The sequence below is a fragment of the Flavobacterium sp. FlaQc-47 genome, assembly GCF_044006475.1.
Classification (GTDB): domain Bacteria; phylum Bacteroidota; class Bacteroidia; order Flavobacteriales; family Flavobacteriaceae; genus Flavobacterium.
On the sequence record NZ_JBIPCQ010000006.1, the window covers coordinates 149,678 to 162,959 of the forward strand.

The window sequence follows — 13,282 nt, forward strand, 5'->3', positions numbered from 1 at the left end:
CTCTACTTCAACTCTTTCAATCGAGATTCCATTACGTCTTTATTTAGTTTTACTTTTACCATTCCTGTTGGGTGAAATCTTCTTTTCAGATCGATGGCGTTGTATACTATTGTGTAAACATCATTTCCTTCGGGGATTAAACACAAAGGTGTTCGCATAATATCCCACCATTTATCGACCTTTATTTCTATAGGAAGATATCTTGCTTCACCCCAGTTTTTCCCGTCTTTTGATAGAGAATATCCTATCATATTCGGTAAATGATGTCCCCAACCGTCCGGGCCTCCATCAAAAACGGCGATGTATAAACCGTTTGGTAACTGGCTCACAATTGGGTTTTCTACAAAAAAAGGATGCATTGTTTTAATCGGATTACTTCCATCTTTTATTCTACTCCACGGACCTTCTAAACTATTTGATTCGGCCAAAGCCACAGACCAGCCTTTTGAGGTTTTCTTCGGATAATCTGCCCAAGAATTGAAGGGATATGCTCCGCTGTAAAATCCGAAGTATTTATCTCCAACTTTATACGGAAAAAATGATGCTACGCCCTGACGTCCTTCCCACGGTTCTGAGTCTAATCCCGGTTCCATGATGATTCCCATATCTTTGTACGGACCGCCAATTCCGTCAATTCCATCAACCGTTGATTCGCAACGCCAGATTCTACCGAATGAATGATTTGGTTCTATCGTTTTACTAACTGTATACGCTAAATAATAGCCGTACCATTTGTTTGCCTTTTCGTTAAAAACGGGCATATACGACCAAATGGCAGAACGGCGATCATTCATTGGGTTATCGTCGTCGGTTATGGCGTAAGTTCCGCTTGCCTGATAGATCGTTGATTCTCTTTTCCAGTGAATCGCGTCTTTACTTGTCCAATGTCCGATTCGGGTTTTTACACGATCGTAATAATAATCTACTCCTTTTTCTCCGGCTCTTTCCGTTGGAAACATATGATAGGTATCTCCCACTTTTACTACGCGACCTCCTTCAAAACCGCCCTGAATTTCTTCGGTTCCAGACATTCCTTCATCGACAACAGCTTTGTTTTCTCCGCCTATAATTTCGAAAAGTGGTTTTTCATCCGAAAATCCTTCGACTATGAAAGTTGGATTCCAAAGTTTTCCATCTGGAAGTTCTGCGTTTCTGGATGCCAGTTTTTGATTTTGCTTTACAATTCCTAAAACGGCAAATAATCCCTTTCCGGGATTTATTGTTTGAGTTCCTTTTGAATATGAAATTGCATACACATTTACCGGAGGCAAACCTGTAATTGTTGCTGCGTTTTCTAAGATTAATTTGGCTTTCGCCGAATTATTAAATTGAAGATAATCTGGGTTTTCTTTTTCTTGAAAAACGCCAATTAAAACCTGAACATTTTCTTTGAATTTTAATTTTAGTGGTTGATTTGTTCCGTTTTTATAACTTTCTAGCAGAAGTTCAATTCCTTGTAATCCTTCCAATTCCGAAGCTAAACGAACAATATTGTGTTTGCTTCCTGAGAAAACATGTGCGTATTGTGTTGTTTTGAATGTTTTGTAATTGTTTACAACTTCAAAAGAAGCGGGTTTCCAAGCTTGGCTTTGAGCTGAAACTGAAAACTGAAAGCATAGTGAAAACAATGCGAAAAAAACTGCATTTAATTTGAAATTGTATTTTGTAATTTTTGAAAACATTATTTTTTTTATTTTATTTCTAATGGCAACTGAATATCTACAATCTTGTCATTTCGACGGAGGAGAAATCTTCGCAACTAACTCCGCACAGAAAAGCGGTCAATCTTTGTCGAGCTTCTCGCGAGGATTTCTCGTTCCTCGAAATGACAAACTAGACGTTACAAACTATGGGCCCATTACTAAGGACTAATTACTAAGGACTAAAAACTCAAATCGCTTTATAACTCACTTTATATTCCACATTTGGTTTCACAATCAATTGATATTTATTTTTCGATAATTCCGTAATCGTTCCTGAATTTGTTTTTGGTTTACTTAAACTTTCAAAAATCAATTTCCCTTCGCCTTCCGCTGCTTTTACTTTGATTTCTTTGGTATTGCAATACAATGATACTTCACCGTTTGGTGTTGGTACTTTTCCTTGCATCCATTGTAAACCACCTAAATTTGGTTTGATTTCATATTCTGAATATCCTGGTGCAGTTGGTTTTATGCCTAAATAGTATTTTCCTAATAAATAAATCGGACTTGCGCCCCAAGCGTGGCAAAGGCTTTTTCCATACGGGCGTCCGTACATTGCTAAATGTTCTGTTCCTTTTTTGGCTGGATTGTATTCTTCCCAGAAAGATGTTGCGCCTTCTTTTAACATTCCGCCCCAATAGTCTTTCATTTCTTTCAACACATAATTTTGTTCGCCCATCGCGCACAACGCTTCCAACTCGTAAAAACGCATGTATGGTGTCGTGATTTTAAGAATATTATCATTGAGCAATACCTTCTTTTTTATACTTTGTTTTTGTTCTTCATTAAAATAATTGAAAAAAATACCGAACATATTAGCGTATCTCGTTACAATATCCTGCATTTTACCGTCTATACGCTGATGCTTCATGACGTTTTCTTTTTTATCCCAAAACACCTCAAATAATTTTATTTTTAAATCATCCGCTAATTTTTGATATTGTTTTTGGTCTTCATTTTCACCTGCAATTTTAGCACTAACTGCCATGGCTTCCAGACTTCTTGCTAAAAGCATTTGCTCAAAACTCACCTCGCCGGTTTTTGGTAATCCGTTTGCCCAATCAATAAAAACCCAATCACCTTCTAACGGTTCCAGAAATCCGTTTGCGTTTCTTCTTTTTAAGCAGAATTCCATAAGTGATTTCATTCTTGGATAAAAAGTTTTGATAAATTTGGTATCGCCTGTGTGCAAATAGTAATCGTAAACACCTACAAACCAGTACAGCGAATAATCCATTATGATATTAATATGAGCCGTTACAGGTTCTTTACCACGAAGTGCCAACAGCGTGCGTTCTACCGAAGCCGAATCAAAGAACAAATAATAATTCATTAAGTAACTTTGATAAGCATCACCAGACCAAACCCAACGGTCGCGTTTAATGCCGTCTATAAAAAATTCGCGGGTTGTTAAATGCATCGTGTAAGCCGACACATCCCAAATTTGATTCAATTGTTCGTCTGAAGATTTAAATGCGCCACGATAGTCTAATGGCAAATATTCATAAAGCATCGAAATAGAATCGTATTTTACCGTTGGATCTGCTTGTACCTGAACATATCGGAATGCTTTTGATCCATCATGTGTGTAGGTTTCAGGCTGGTTTCCATCAAAAGATAAATGATCTAAAGTTTCGCATTTGGCAGAATCGAGCGCTTCCTCACGAGATTCACCATAATAAAGTGCGACTTTACCTTTTCCTTTTAAACCGTGAATTTTAATATAACCAAAAGTTTCTTTGCCAAAATCTACCAATTCACCAGTTCCTGTTTTTTCTGTTTTTTTTGCGCTTAAAGGTTTGGTTGTTAGCTTAAATCCGGAAGGTTTATTCTCCGGTGCGTCAAAATTCCAGGAACCAACAGGTACCCATGGCGTTCCTGATTGTTGTGCTTTTCCATTTTCATCAATCCAAAGTTTATCTTCATTGGTGACCTTCCATGATGGATCAGATTTAACATATTTACCATCTATATAAATGGCAGGCAACACTTCCTGATTGTATACTTTAAAGGAGATTTTGTGTTTTCCGGCAGGAATTTTTATTGATTTTGGCTGTCCGTAAACCTGAACACCATCTAAAAGTAATTGAAAAGATCCTTCGGAATAGATTTTTGCCTCGTCTGGTTCCGGAATATCTACTTCTGTTTGAAAAGTTACCAAAGCATAAGGACTGTAATATTGCCAAAGCGGCGGAAATACTGCTTCGCGTTCCGTACGTTTTACTTGCATTTTATTGCTTAACCAAACTTCGAAATCACCTGGATACCAAATCCATGTCGCTTCTTTTGGTTTTTCCTGAGCGAATAAAAAAGTCGTTGAGAATAAAATAACACAAACAAACAAAAATCTAAAAATGGAAAATCGGCTTTGCATTTATCTTTTTTTTGGAGCTAAAGATAAGTGTTATTTTTACATTTCACAACCTGTAGTGTCCTGTTTCTTTGGTTTTTTTAACTAATAAAATATAGGGACTATAATTTTAATGATATTATTTTATATAATTCATTAAATTTTGTTTGAATATTTTTCAAATAGATAATGGAGTATGAAACTTACAATCCTCTTAAACGAATATTAAATAAAAATAATCCTACTTTTTAAGACATATGATTGAAAACTTTTTATAATATTACCGAATGATTTAAATTACGTACGAAAAATTTAAAGAAAATTATTTAATGTTAATATTATTAGACATAGATGGCGTTATGGTTCCTACTACATCCTGGAAACCAACAGAAATATTATCTGACGGGTTTGCCAACTTTAGTATCAAAGCCGTAAATACTCTTCAAACTATTATTAATAGTACTGGAGCAAATATTTTATTAACCACATCTCATAAGTCAAGATATAGCAACTCTGAATGGGAAAAAATATTTAAAACCCGAGGAATTATCGCAAATATTGATTCTCTTGAACCTAATAACGATAATTTAAATAGAAAAGAAGAAATACTGCACTGGTTTACTAAAACTACTATTTTAGAAAGTTTTGTAATTCTTGATGATGATAAATCGCTAAACGGTTTACCTGAACTTATCAAAAATAAAACTATTATTACTAGTGGAACTGTTGGTTTAATTAGTGAACAGGCAGAAGTTGCAATTGATATTTTAAGAAAAAAAGAATCTATTTCGGCTTAAAAATTAATTATAATATAAATTGAAGTCTCCATATTTGGGGGCTTTTTTTGTTTTAGATTTCTTTTTAAAAAATTTATTCAAAGCTTTTTCTTTCTCTACCATCATTAAACTTAATCCAGTTATGTTTCATCTTTATTCATTAATCTTTCTAATTCAGCTATAAGTTCTGCGTTGTCACTTTCTAAAATTTTATTATCATCTATTTTATCAATATCACTCCATTCTGCACTTTCATACTTTTCAATTATATCACGTAATTTTAACCTTAAACTTTTAAAACAAGGATTTTCTTTTGCAAGAAGTCTAAGTTTTCTATGGGCTATAAGCGATCTTTCATAATCTAATTCATTTGTGATGATACCCATTTGAACTATTTTTTCTATGTCAAAATTTGTTTTCAATACTTTCATCATTCGCCGTAATTATTATTTTATTTTTCTCATGTAAAACTGTCACAGATTCTCCGCATCTAAAACCCATATCAAACAGCCACCTTCCAGAAAGTCGGATTTCAGGAAATACTATATATCGTCTATATGCCCTTGTAATATGCTTGCTTTGTATTTTTAATTGTCGTTTTCCTGATTGTTTCATTTTAATATTTTTTTAAACAACAAAAATAGTAAAAATAATACTACAAAGAATACTTTAAAGATATTAAATTATATTTTTATGGCAATTATAAGTGTTTCAAATATTCTTTTTCTTATATTTAATTTATAAGATATTTGCATAAAATATCAATAAATCAACATTGTGTCGAAACTTAAATTAAATAGAATAAAAGTTGTTTTAGTTGAAAACAATAGAACTAGTAAGGAATTAGCTAATCACTTAGGTAAAACTGTATCAACTGTTTCGCGTTGGTGTACGAATGAAGCTCAGCCTTCTATTGAAACGCTTTATGAGGTTTCTAAATTTTTGAAGGTTGATATTCGGGAGTTGCTGGTTTCTACGAAATAAAAAACGTTTTCACTTTTAAAGGAAAACGTTTCTTAATAGTGATATTGGTTTTTAGTTAACAATAATTTCTTTAAATTTTTGAGCTAATGAATCTACTGAAATTTGGAAAGGAATATTTCGGGTGGAAATAGGACTAATTTGTTCATATAAATTATTATTTGTCTGATCTCTCGCTTCCTCAAAAGTAGACGCATTTATCTCTTTATGACTTTGCATACGAAATAAATGATCGGTAATAATTTCTTCAAATCTATTGTTTATTTCTTTCAAATATGGTGTCCAAACAATTAAAGTATCAATATCAATTATAGTTAATCCTTTAATAATATTAGGGTCATACTTGTCTTTAAGTTTATCTCTTACAATATTCAAATACCAACTATTTAATCTATAATTTATTCCCGGAGATTGAAAAATCCTATCTTGAATTATTAAAACTGGAAAAATGCTTAGATCATTTTCTGAATTTACGTATTCATCTAGCTGGAAGCTTTTATTCACAATTTCTTCAATAGAATTTACTAACTGTCCAATGCCAACAGCTTTTTTACCGTCATGAACAAACTTCTCATGCAATACTGCATTAATTTCATCTATATTGGCTGAAGATTTTACAGCCTTTGAAATCAACACATCTTTATTCTCAAAAAGAAATACTGTATTTCCATGACGAATATAGTAGTCTGTTTCCCTATCTATCTCACGATCAGCAACTCTTTTTTTATAAAAATCTTCTTTATCAAAAATATCATCTAGAACATTCTTCATCAAAAAATTCTCAGAAAACTCTTTATTGAAAAAACCAAAAAAGTTACCATACTTTTTCTTTATAACATCCTTACTCTCATAAATTTCTTTAAGTTTAAATTTTGTACTTCTATAAAATTTATCAACTACAAAAAAATAATTTACTACTGAGAATCTATTCTCACCTAAAAAATAAATGGGATTATTTTTCAAATGTGTAAAATCTTCATCTAGCATAATGTTATCTGATGTCATTGAAAGTAAAAATTTCAATGTAGCTTCATCTTGAACTTCAAAAGCATATCCTTTTGAAATAATAGACATTAACAATTGACCAAATAAATATTTCATTTGAACAATAAATTCTTGTTCTGAACCTACACTAAAACTATTCAAAAATTCATTTTTTATTTCTTCAAAATCTAGATTAGAATTCAAAAATTTAAATAATTCCTCAACCTTGTGAATTGTACAAAAAACTAGTTTTAAAAATTCTATTCCATCTTCTTCAAATAATGCTAAATCAGATTCAGGAAATTTAAGAACTAAATTAAAATCAACAAGCTTTTCAAAATTATCATCATTTAAATTATTCAATTTTTGATGAGCATTAAGTTGAGTATTAATAATAAGAAATGCTTTGAACAAATTCATTTCGTCTTCGTCAACTGAAATCCGCTTGTTGTTCAAAATTTCTTTATTAGATAAAATATGTTCAGCTAATTTTAAACCAGCGTACTTAGAAATTACCCTAGGTTTTTGTACTATATTATTTGCTTTTGAATAATCCATAACTCTCTGAATAACTTGATTATGCAAATCAGGATTAGAAAAAAAATTATCAAAATTCGTATCTGGATTCTTACTACAAAATCCAATTGACATTAATAAAGATTCTCTAGATACATTTTTCAAATAATCTAATATTTCTTTAGGTTTTTCATCTGGAAAAACATTTTCAAACTGCAATCTTTGTAATACTTTCACCATTTTAACACATTTAAAAATTATTTGTAAAACATTTAAATTAAAAATTAAATAATCAAATTCCCTTTTATAACTAAAAATTTGATCAGTATAAAGTCAAATATAATTCAGAAGGTTTTTCCTGTTTATTTATTTCAAATATAGTTGATTAAAACCATTTTCAACATCATTAATTTTTAAATATTTTAATACAAAAAATACTTCCTTATCAAAGAAAACGTTGAAACAAACAGTATGCTCTAAATTATTAATTCCCATTAAAAATAAAATACAAACTCAAAATCACCAATCCCAACAACCCAAATAAAATCTTCACACGTTTACTAGTTTTAGGAATATCAGTTTCATCAGAAAAATTAATCTCGGGATTTTTATCTGCTAAAGAAATAATTATAGCCGATACCAATAACGTAGCAAAAATGTAAAATGAGATTAATAAAAAGTGTGGCCAGACTGGATATTTATCGGCAGGAAAAATCCATAAATATAAAACGCCCACAAATAAACTAAATGCTGAACCCCAGGATAAAGTTGCGTTTACGGCTTTTTTTGTCGTGCGTTTCCAGAAAATACTTAACAGGAAAACAACCGATAATGAAGGCGCCAAGAAACCTAAAACGGCCTGAAAAATATTGAATAAATTTTGTCCTTTTATATTATCAATCGCGATTGCAATAAGAATCGCCAGTAAACATCCGGCTGCAATGGTGATACGTCCAATTTTAATTTGCTCTTTAATAGTTGCTGTTGGGTTTATTTTCTTTACATAAATGTCATTCGTAAAAACGGTACTTAATGCGTTTAAAGATGAACCAATAGTTCCGACCAAAACGGCAATCATAACGCAAATAACCAAACCGTTCATTCCGCTTGGGAATAAGTTGGTTACCATTGTCATATAAGCTAAATCAGAGTTTTTACCCAATTCTGGATATAAAGCATAACAAAGAATTCCGGGTAAAATAAACAAAGGCAAAGCCATGACTTTTAGCCAGCCTATGAAATTAACGCCCAATTGTCCCTGTTCCAGATTTTTTGCCCCCAAAACGCTTTGTACCATCGATTGATCGGTACAAAAGAATGCCACAGCAGCAACAGGATATCCTAATAAAATAGCCGGCCACGGATAATGTGCATCGTTTGCGGGCTGCACTAAATTCCAGAAATTAGAAGGTGTTTTTGCAATTAAAACATCGATTCCGCCTAGTTTTTGCAAACCTAAATAAGACAGCGTCAGCGAAACCACAATCAATAAAATCATCTGAAAAACATTGACTTTTGCAATCGCTTTTAATCCGCCTGCGAAAGTAAAAATTCCTGAAAAAATCACTAAAACGGTAACGCTTTGCCACATCGGGATTCCCAGAATCTGACGTACTAAAACACCTCCGCTAAATAATCCGAGAGATAACCAGCTTACTAATATTTTGACCAAAGCGTACCAGGCTAAAATATTCTGGGTGCTGTCGCCATAACGTTTTCCCATATATTCCGGCATCGTGCTTACTTTACTCGCAATATAACGCGGTGCGAAAACCATTGCCAAAAGCAGTAAAAAAACAAAGGCGTACCACTCAAAATTTCCTGCTACAATTCCGGTTGCGTAACCAATACTCGCAAACGCCAATAACGATGACGGACCAACATTTGTTCCCCACATATTAAACCCAATGCTGTACCAACTAAGTGAATTTCCCGCCAGAAAAAGTGTTTCGTTTTTCTTGCTTTGTTTCACACTTACAACCCAGCCAATCACTAATAATGCGACCAGATAAACGGCAACAATTATAAAATCAAGCGTTGTTAATTTATCATAGATGCTGTTCATAGTCCGTATTCTTTAAGAACGTCAGCAATCTTTACTGGCAGTCCGGTTTTTAAAGTTTTATCCATCGCCTGCAATAATGCTACGGTTCCTATTCCTTCTTCCATATCCGGATACGCGGTAAAATTGAGTTCGATGCTGTCTGCAAAATATTCCAGATAATTTTGATATTCTCCTGCATGATGGCTTTGCCCTTCAAAACGGAAATAATGTTTTATGGTCGCATCTCCCCAGGTTATTACTTTTTCTTCTCCAGTTTTATCTGTTATAGCGTAACGCAATTCGTGATAATCGGCCTGGCTTGCGCCTTCGGTTGCTCTTAAAATTGTGCTCATTCCGCTGTCACGTTGCGCAGGTTGCGTTGGTGATGTATAAACCCCGCTTACTCTGGCAATTCTTCCATCAGTCGCTTTGAAGATAAAATGCATCGTATCTTCATTTTTTAATCCGGCGGCACTTCCGTTACTGCTGATCATTCCGTAACCCATTACTTCTTCTATATTCGGCAAATACCATCTGATGAAATCTACAGGATGACTCAAACCTCCGTACAACCATTTAAAAGATTGCAACAGCGACCATTCTTTCTTTAAAAACCATCTGTGATCGGCGTGATATTGGGCTTCGATTGTAATTAAATCGCCTATTAAACCTTCTTCATAATCTTTTCGCTGTCTTTTTGCAGGTTCAAAAAATCGTGAACTCTGACCTATGAAAACTTTTTTGCCTGTTTTCTGGCTCAAGGCTAATAGCTCTTTTGCATCGGCAAGATCATCAATAAAAGGTTTTGTGCAAACGACATGTTTTCCGTGCAATAATGCTTGTTTAACATGATTGGCATGTAAATGATCCGGTGTATAAATCGCAATGATATCGATTGTCGCATCATTCAATAAATCATCATAATTGGTTGTATACGAATGGAAATCAAATTCCTTTGCTCTTTGTTTACACAAATCTTCGTTTCTGTCGCATACTTTTACGAGTTCTAATTTTGAACTTCCTAAAGCTGCCGACATTGTGCTTCGACCTTCTCCGAGTCCTAAAATGGCGATTTTTAACATTGGTTGTGGTTATTTTAGATTGTGATTTTAGATTTTAGATTATTTCTGAAACCTACTTTGAGGTTAGTTTTATTTTTCACGCAGATTAAGCAGATCTAGCAGATTTTCTTTCTTGTTGATTCTCCTATCCATTCTTTCTTCTTGTTTCTTTCTTCTATTTATTCTCTTCTATTTCTTCTCTTCTATTTCTTCTCTTCTATTTCTTCTCTTCTATTTCTTCTCTTCTTCACTCACTTTATTCAAAAATATCCAGGTTTCATCGGGTTTTGCGCCTTCAATTCCGGTTTGGTATTTTTTCATTAAGGCGTTCCATTCGTCTACACGTGTATTATTTTGAGTTGTTTTTGGATTTAGTTTGTCCAGATTTTCTCCTTTCGGAATACTGATAATCAACATTAATTGTTTTTCGTTTTTGAAAACCTGTAATTGCTGAAAATCGGCGTTGCAGAATCCTTTTGCTATTTCGGGCCATTTTTCGAATTGTGTCGTGTGATAATCAACATATTCTTTTTGCAATTTTGGATCATCGACTAAATTGACGGTCAAAACAACATTTTCCCATTCTGATGCGGGTTTGGAATCTTTGCATCTTTCAAAATTCTGGAAATCGTAAATAGGGTTTTCGTAAATTTTTATTTGTGCCGATGGATAAGCAAGAGCCAACTTCTTTTTCGTTCTTTCCGGCTGATTCATTTTTCCGTAAATCACCAAATGATTTTTCCATTGGTACAATGATTCGCCTACAATTCTGAAACCTTTTATGGTTGATTTTACTTTTTCGATATCAAAATCAGCACCTATCATTTCGATAACAACCGCTTTTGGTAATTCTTGCAATCCCCATTTTTCATCAATTACAGCTTCTTTGGTTAAATCTTTATAAGGTGCTCTGATTCCTGACGCCTCTTTAATTTTTGTGTTTACGTACGGATTATTATTTTCCCAAATATTTCCTTCCGGACCGTTATTGTTTTTTAAGATTTTCTCCGTTGCAATCCAGTTATTTTTGATGGTAAAACCCTGACTTCCTTCATCTGTATACAAATACAACCACAAAAACGGATCGTGCGCATACGGACTATTGTATACTTTATCTATATAATTTTCTTCGATGCTACTATTTGGTTGTGACGAAAGCGTATAAATTCCGGAAACATCGTGTAGGTGTTTGGCGTAATGATGAATTCTATTTCCGATGATTTTGTTGTTTTCCATCACATTTTTGGTGTGCGTCCAACCCCATCCCATTGAAATTCCGCTATAGGCAACATCCGAAATTTCGTTGTGTTCTATCGTTAGATTTTTTACAAATCCGGCTGCAATTCCTAAACATCCCCAATCTTCATTGGCAACATTTGTGATTAAATTATCTGCAATTAATTCATAAGAACAAATTTCTCTTTCATCTTTTACAACTAATGGTAAATGTGCTTCAAAAGCTTCTTCAGAGAAAACTCCAATAGTGATCGCGTTTCCGCCAATGTCTTTAAATAAATTTCCTTTGATGCTGTTGTGATTCGTCCCTTTATTTAAATCTAATCCTGTTGAGGATAAATGTTCAAAACGACACGATTCAAACTGAATATTATTCGAATAATTAACTTCAACCGCGGCTCTTGGCCGACCCACCCAACCTTGATTTTCCAGATTCGCCTGATTTGGGGTTCCGGGAATTTTCAATTTATAAGCATCCAATAAATACATTCCTGCCTGCAATGGAACGTGACCTTGTTGCGAAGGACGAAGCCAATTGCTGTATTGAAATGAAATTCCTTTAAAATTAAAGTGGTGTACGGGAGAATCGATTGTTCCTTTAATTTCGACTAAATTCTCTAAAACCGGAACCGTTACTTTTGCCGAAGTTAAATCTTCACCTTCTCTGGGAATATAATAAATTTTAGCATTTTTTTTATCCAAATACCATTCTCCGGCTTCGTTCAGCATCGAAATTCCGTTGTTTAAAAAGAAGGCAGAATTTCCGTTATTTTTTGAAATCCACGGCGCTGGCCAAGGATGTTCACTTTGAATACGGCTTTCCGGTTGTTCAAACGAAAGTCTTGCGCTGTCTTTTTTAACTTCGATATTTTTGATACGGAGATTAGCTGTCGACCACCATTGAATGATAAACATTTCCATTCCTGGTTCGTATTTTATAGATTTATCCTTGAACGGAATCCAACACGTTTCTGTTGCGGCATCCCACGAAAGAATTCTGTCCATTTGGTTTCCGGCGGTGCTTTTGGCTCTAACTGCTTTTTTATTATTTACCCATAATTGTCGGTAATGGATTAATTCGCCTGCTTTTTGAGGTGCATCGGCTACCCAGACATTTGCTTTTTTTATTCCGTTTATAATGGCACCTTTTTTCCAGTTTTTTATTTCAAATCCGCCGTTGATTATAGGTTTTGCATTTACATCGGCTTCAATTGTGGTTGGACTTTCAGGAGTTCCTGAATCTTCCGGTCTTACAAATAAGGGTTCGTTTAAATAATACGTTCCGTTTTGTACTATAATATGAATACCATCTTTTATAGTTGGATCTTTGAGGCGGCGCAATTCTCTGGCTTTTCTCATTGCCATATGCACGGTTGCCAACGGATTAGATTTTGTCCCGATGTTGGAATCTTTTCCGTTTGGAGAAACCCAAATTTCAGCAGCATTTATAGAGCAAATGGTACAAATAATCAGAAAAATGGTCAGGAATTTAGTAAAGGAATTTAAACGCATTATTTTTAACTTTTTTGGTTGTAAAATAATTAAGGATGTAATTTAAAGTAATAAATATTCTACATCTTAAACTATTTTAACATTTATCTTAAATATGACGCACAATTTAAAAGAACGAG

General features: G+C 33.7%; 10 protein-coding genes. 2 read left to right on the forward strand and 8 right to left on the reverse strand.

All coding sequences use genetic code 11. From position 1 onward, the window contains the following. Positions 1–2 precede the first annotated feature (2 nt). Both ACHRVX_RS18950 and ACHRVX_RS18955 read right to left on the reverse strand, forming a co-directional pair. Complete coding sequence (locus ACHRVX_RS18950; protein WP_395335056.1) at positions 3–1,682, reverse strand: hypothetical protein; 1,680 nt, start codon at positions 1,680–1,682, stop codon at positions 3–5. Positions 1,683–1,890: 208 nt separating this feature from the next. Beyond that, positions 1,891–4,077 carry an alpha-rhamnosidase gene (locus tag ACHRVX_RS18955; protein WP_395335058.1) on the reverse strand — a complete coding sequence of 729 codons (2,187 nt, stop codon included), beginning with the start codon at positions 4,075–4,077 and terminating at the stop codon, positions 1,891–1,893. Between the two features lie 305 nt (positions 4,078–4,382). Here ACHRVX_RS18955 and ACHRVX_RS18960 point away from each other — a divergent pair, with 305 nt between their 5' ends. Then, positions 4,383–4,850, forward strand: a complete 468-nt coding sequence (locus ACHRVX_RS18960; RefSeq protein WP_395335060.1) for an HAD domain-containing protein — start codon at positions 4,383–4,385, stop codon at positions 4,848–4,850. A gap of 119 nt (positions 4,851–4,969) precedes the next feature. Here ACHRVX_RS18960 and ACHRVX_RS18965 read toward each other — a convergent pair whose 3' ends face one another. Both ACHRVX_RS18965 and ACHRVX_RS18970 read right to left on the reverse strand, forming a co-directional pair. Continuing rightward, complete coding sequence (locus tag ACHRVX_RS18965; RefSeq protein WP_395335062.1) at positions 4,970–5,263, reverse strand: hypothetical protein; 294 nt, start codon at positions 5,261–5,263, stop codon at positions 4,970–4,972. Beyond that, the gene (locus tag ACHRVX_RS18970) at positions 5,235–5,444 is read right to left on the reverse strand and encodes a SymE family type I addiction module toxin (protein WP_395335064.1); all 210 of its coding nucleotides are present in this window, start codon (positions 5,442–5,444) and stop codon (positions 5,235–5,237) included. The genes ACHRVX_RS18965 and ACHRVX_RS18970 overlap by 29 nt, the downstream gene beginning before the upstream one ends. Positions 5,445–5,606: 162 nt before the next feature. Here ACHRVX_RS18970 and ACHRVX_RS18975 point away from each other — a divergent pair, with 162 nt between their 5' ends. After that, complete coding sequence (locus tag ACHRVX_RS18975; protein WP_194632539.1) at positions 5,607–5,813, forward strand: helix-turn-helix transcriptional regulator; 207 nt, start codon at positions 5,607–5,609, stop codon at positions 5,811–5,813. A gap of 51 nt (positions 5,814–5,864) precedes the next feature. Here ACHRVX_RS18975 and ACHRVX_RS18980 read toward each other — a convergent pair whose 3' ends face one another. The 4 genes from ACHRVX_RS18980 to ACHRVX_RS18995 all read right to left on the reverse strand — a co-directional run bounded on the left by ACHRVX_RS18980 (position 5,865) and on the right by ACHRVX_RS18995 (position 13,163). Then, a complete protein-coding gene (locus ACHRVX_RS18980) occupies positions 5,865–7,550 on the reverse strand; it encodes a hypothetical protein (protein ID WP_395335066.1) in 1,686 nt (561 codons plus the stop codon). A 244-nt stretch (positions 7,551–7,794) separates the two neighbouring features. Then, positions 7,795–9,375: a sodium:solute symporter gene (locus ACHRVX_RS18985; protein ID WP_395335068.1), complete on the reverse strand. Its 1,581-nt coding sequence runs from the start codon at positions 9,373–9,375 to the stop codon at positions 7,795–7,797. Further along, positions 9,372–10,436 carry a Gfo/Idh/MocA family protein gene (locus ACHRVX_RS18990; protein WP_395335071.1) on the reverse strand — a complete coding sequence of 355 codons (1,065 nt, stop codon included), beginning with the start codon at positions 10,434–10,436 and terminating at the stop codon, positions 9,372–9,374. The genes ACHRVX_RS18985 and ACHRVX_RS18990 overlap by 4 nt, the downstream gene beginning before the upstream one ends. A gap of 210 nt (positions 10,437–10,646) precedes the next feature. Beyond that, on the reverse strand, positions 10,647–13,163 hold the full coding sequence (locus ACHRVX_RS18995; RefSeq protein WP_395335074.1) for an L-rhamnose mutarotase: 2,517 nt from the start codon (positions 13,161–13,163) through the stop codon (positions 10,647–10,649). Between the last annotated feature and the right edge of the window lie 119 nt (positions 13,164–13,282).

Bases quoted from the DNA above. Each gene is read 5' to 3' on its own strand.
- ACHRVX_RS18950 (WP_395335056.1), bottom strand. From the start codon at position 1,682: ATGTTTTCAAAAATTACAAAATACAATTTCAAATTAAATGCAGTTTTT.
- ACHRVX_RS18955 (WP_395335058.1), bottom strand. From the start codon at position 4,077: ATGCAAAGCCGATTTTCCATTTTTAGATTTTTGTTTGTTTGTGTTATT.
- ACHRVX_RS18960 (WP_395335060.1), top strand. From the start codon at position 4,383: ATGTTAATATTATTAGACATAGATGGCGTTATGGTTCCTACTACATCC.
- ACHRVX_RS18965 (WP_395335062.1), bottom strand. From the start codon at position 5,263: ATGATGAAAGTATTGAAAACAAATTTTGACATAGAAAAAATAGTTCAA.
- ACHRVX_RS18970 (WP_395335064.1), bottom strand. From the start codon at position 5,444: ATGAAACAATCAGGAAAACGACAATTAAAAATACAAAGCAAGCATATT.
- ACHRVX_RS18980 (WP_395335066.1), bottom strand. From the start codon at position 7,550: ATGGTGAAAGTATTACAAAGATTGCAGTTTGAAAATGTTTTTCCAGAT.
- ACHRVX_RS18985 (WP_395335068.1), bottom strand. From the start codon at position 9,375: ATGAACAGCATCTATGATAAATTAACAACGCTTGATTTTATAATTGTT.
- ACHRVX_RS18990 (WP_395335071.1), bottom strand. From the start codon at position 10,436: ATGTTAAAAATCGCCATTTTAGGACTCGGAGAAGGTCGAAGCACAATG.
- ACHRVX_RS18995 (WP_395335074.1), bottom strand. From the start codon at position 13,163: ATGCGTTTAAATTCCTTTACTAAATTCCTGACCATTTTTCTGATTATT.